This is a genomic window from Paraburkholderia sp. 31.1, assembly GCF_014397645.1.
Lineage (GTDB): Bacteria > Pseudomonadota > Gammaproteobacteria > Burkholderiales > Burkholderiaceae > Paraburkholderia > Paraburkholderia tuberum.
The window spans coordinates 1-4,192 of record NZ_VZQN01000113.1 but is presented as its reverse complement, the minus strand read 5'-3'; the positions used below and the strand labels follow the sequence as shown (position 1 = coordinate 4,192).

The window sequence follows — 4,192 nt, the reverse complement described above, 5'->3', positions numbered from 1 at the left end:
CGTTCAACCGGCCGCAATCATGCGTACCGTAGCGCCACGATCAACAACGACGCGCGAATCATTCCAAGCGCCGCAGCGTGTCGTGCCGGGTCAGGCGCGCTCCAGCGCAGCGAGCTTCTTCCGACCACGGCATGCAGACCCGGAAAGACGCGGGCTTCCAACCGGGAATCTTCCGGTTTCCTCCATGCGCACCCGTGCATGGCATTACCGGAAGTCACCAGATCCAACGAGATAATCACCGCTCCCGGAACGCTTCACGAGCCTTGAAAATCGGCTTCAGAATGTAGTCAAGAATGGTTTTCTCACCGGTACGGATGTCGACCGTCGCGATCATCCCGGGCAGAATCGGTAAGCTTTTTCCGCCTGCATGCAACTCACTGGAGTCTGTCAGCACAAGCACGCGGTAATACGTCGCATCGGGCCGGCCCGATGCGGCCTTCTGGTCGTCCTTGAGCGTGTCGGGGCTGATGTGCTGAACCGTGCCTTTCAAGCCTCCATAAATTCCGTAGTCGTAAGCCGTAATCTTCACGGTGGACGGTTGATTAGGATGCAGGAATGCGACGTCCGAAGGCTTGATGCGTGCCTCGACGAGCAATTGATCTTCCAGCGGGACAATTTCCATGATGTGCTCGCCCGGCTGGATGACCCCGCCAATCGTATTGAAGCGTATATTCTTCACCGTGCCGTACACCGGTGCAATCACAGTCGTACGCTGTAGAACATCCGCACGACCCACGACGGTTTCGCTGGTTTGCGCCAGTTCGAGTTCCAGCTTCGTGAGTTCCGAGTTTGCGTCGGCCTGAAATCTGTTGCGACGCTCGACGATCTGTGAGCGCAGCTCGTTTGCCTGCCGGCGCATGCGGAGCAGTTCGACTTCAGAAACAAGACCTTTGGCCGCCAGCGGCTCGGCCAGGCCAATTTCCTTGCTCGACAGCGAGTAGCTCTTTTCCAACGCGGCCACGCTATCGTTCAGTGCACGACGTCGCGCGTTGTAAGCAAGCGTCTCCTGCTTCACGACCGTAGGCACGGCTTTCACGTCGTCAGGAAACGTCAGCGGCTGCTCGTACGCCTCGGCACGCAAACGCGCAATCGTCGCCTTCAGTCCTACTGACTTGGACCACGCTTCGCGATAGCTCGTCTCGGCTCGCGTCGGATCGATCTTTGCCAGCACTTGTCCCTTCTTGACAATATCGCCTTCACGTACGTCCAGTTGTTCGAGAATGCCGCCCTCAAGACTCTGGATGACCTGTTCGCGGCTCTTCGAAATGATGGTCCCCTCGCCGTGCGTTATCTCCTCCACGCGCGCAAAGTACGCCCAGGTCAGACCGCCGGCCAGGACCGTGAGAATGACGTAAAGCATGATCATTGAGCCCGGCGTCGACTGCGTCAGCAGCGATTCCCGGATGTCGCTCATGAAAGCAGCGTCGCCTTTGGCGAGCTTAGCCTTTTTCTTGCCTCGTTTGAAAATATTGAAGTTCATTGCGATTGCTCCTTGTTCGGTGCGCCTGCCTGCGTACTACCCGCTTGCGCAGCGGCTGCCGGTACCGTCTCTTTGGCGCTCATGATCCTGATCTTCGCGGCAACGGCCTGAGGCGCCACGGGCGTATTTGTTGCGGCCGCGACGCCGGGCGAGGTGCCCGGTCGCGCGCGCTTCGGCGTTCCATCCACCGCTGCCGGTTCGCTCTTGCCTGACAGCATCGCGAGGATCTTGTCCTTCGGACCATCGGCCACGACCTTGCCTTCTTCGACTACGACAATCCGGTCAACCAGGGCCAGCAAGGATGGGCGATGGGTCACCACAACGATCGCCTGCCCCGCAGTTGCACGCGCGAGATGTTCAAGGAAGAGCGCCTCGGTTTGGGCGTCCATTGCGCTCGTCGGCTCATCGAGCAACAGGAGCTCCGGCCGGGCAAGGAGGCTGCGGGCCAGCGACACCAGCTGACGCTGGCCACCGGAGATGCCCGCACCACCTTCTCCGATTGGGAGGTTGATACCCCGTGGGTGGCGGCTAGCGACATGATCAAGCCCTGTCAAACGTATCACGCGTAGAAACTCGTCGGCGCTCGCTTCCGGCCGTCCGATCATCACGTTTTCGCGCAGACTGCCGTGAAAAAGACGCGCGTCCTGGCCCACGTACCCCACAGCTTTGCGCCAGTCGGCGAGGTCAATCTGCTCAACGTCCAGACCGTCCGTGAACATCTGCCCTCCGACCGGCGCGTAAAGACGCGCCATCACACGCAGAAGGGTCGATTTACCGCTCCCAATGCGGCCCAGGATAGCAACCCGCTCGCCGGACTGGATGCTCAAATTGACGTCCTTCAGAACCGGCGGATTCGGTTGCATCTCCTGTGTGGGATACGAGAAGCAGACGTCCTTCAGGGTGATTTGCCCCGAGAGCGAAGGCTTCGGCAGATACGTGCGCGATGAATCGCGATCGACAGGCATCGCCATCAAGCTGTTCAACGAATGTAGCGCGGCCTTTGCCTGCTGGAAGCGCAAGGCGAGTCCCATCACCTGGCTCAGCGGCGCAGTAATCCGGCCAGCCAGCATCACCGTACCGATCAACGCGCCTTGCGTGAGCTCGCCTGCGTCGATCAGGTAGACGCCGAATACGATCAGCACCACGGTCTGCAACTGCTGCAACAAGGTAATGAAGCTCGTCGCCTTGCTGGAAATCTGACGCGACTTCATCGAAGAAGATGCCGCCATCGCGCTGAAAGACTCCCAGCGCTTTTGCATATGCCCTTCGCCACCCACCGCCTTGAGTGTTTCCAGACCTTCAACCGATTCGATCAGCACGCCCTGCTTGAGCGACGCTTCCTTGAGGTTCCCTTTCATGATCCGCGCGAGCGGCCATTGCACCAACAGACTCACACCGATGATCAACGGGATCATCAGCAACGGCACCCAGCCGAGCGAACCGCCGACCGCGAATACCACGCCTACAAAGACGAGCACGAATGGCAGATCGGAAATTGCAGAGAGCGTGGCAGAGGTTGCGAAGTCGCGCACCGACTCGAACTCGCGCAACTGGTTGGCGAATGACCCTGCCGACGACGGTTTGTGCTCCATGCGGATGGAGAGCGCCTGGCGGAACAAAAGCGTGCCCATGACCAGGTCGGCTTTCTTGCCGGCGACGTCGAGTAAATGGCTACGTACATGGCGCGAGATCGCTTCGAACAGCATCGCAATTCCAACCCCGATCGCGAGCGACCAGAGGGTGACGTAGGCCTGGTTCGGGACCACGCGGTCATACACGTTCATCGTGAAAAAGACGCTGGCAAGGCCGAGCACATTGATCAGCAATGCACCGAGCGCAGCACTCGCGTAGTAGCGTCGATAACGCCATAGCGTGCCCAGCAACCAGTGGCCGGCCGGTTCCACGCTATCCCCTTCGCGCAGCTCGACTTTGGCCGTCGGCTTGACCAGAATGGCGTAGCCCGAATAGATTTCGTCCATTTCCTCTTGGGTGTACTCCACGGGCTCGGGACCAATTTCCGGCACCATCACCTGATATAGAACGCGGCTTTTGGCTTCCTTGTCCGGATTCGCACGCCGACCCAGCAGCACGCAGCCACCCGTGCGGCGATGCAGCAAGATGACCGGCAGCACGTGCTCCGGCAGCAGTTGCAGACGACGCTCCACCAAGCCCGCCGTGAGGCCCGCGTTTGACAGGGAGTCGAGCGCCAGTGACGGCGAAAGCATGCCGCTCTTCGGCAGCCCCGCGGTGAGCGCCTGCGCCGTCTTGCCGCAACCGTAGCGCTCGCAGATCCACATCACGGAACCGAGGAGGCCGTCCTCGTTGGTGAGGGGCGCGGTAGCCTGTACGTCAGGAAAATCGTTTCGCGTCATGATCGTAACCGGTTAGATTGAAGTATGTGGTGCGACACCTGAACCGCAATCCAGACGCAGAAAACAATGAAGCAATGCTCGTCGTTTAAAGGATCGATTCGGCTAATTCGGGTGACCTGATGAACGAAACATGAGATTTCGTACTGGCTCCAATTGTCCGGATATCGGTGACCCCGCGAAATCAGACAGCCGCGACAACATAGTGAGACTGGTACGAATTTTTAGTTCGCAGCCTTTCACAAGCACTGATTTCCGCGCGCGATTGTCTGACCAGATAGGGCCGCCAGGATCAACGGTGGCCAACCCACTATTCGCCTGTTAATCTTGTATCGTTACTAGA

Annotated in this window: 2 protein-coding genes; both read right to left on the bottom strand. The window is 59.2% G+C overall.

The window, feature by feature from the left end:
• Positions 1-235 precede the first annotated feature (235 nt).
• The gene (locus F6X37_RS35285) at positions 236-1,480 is read right to left on the bottom strand and encodes an HlyD family type I secretion periplasmic adaptor subunit (protein WP_184041105.1); all 1,245 of its coding nucleotides are present in this window, start codon (positions 1,478-1,480) and stop codon (positions 236-238) included.
• A complete protein-coding gene (locus tag F6X37_RS35280) occupies positions 1,477-3,852 on the bottom strand; it encodes a type I secretion system permease/ATPase (protein WP_187614609.1) in 2,376 nt (791 codons plus the stop codon). Before F6X37_RS35280 ends, F6X37_RS35285 begins: the two co-directional genes overlap by 4 nt.
• Positions 3,853-4,192 lie beyond the last annotated feature (340 nt).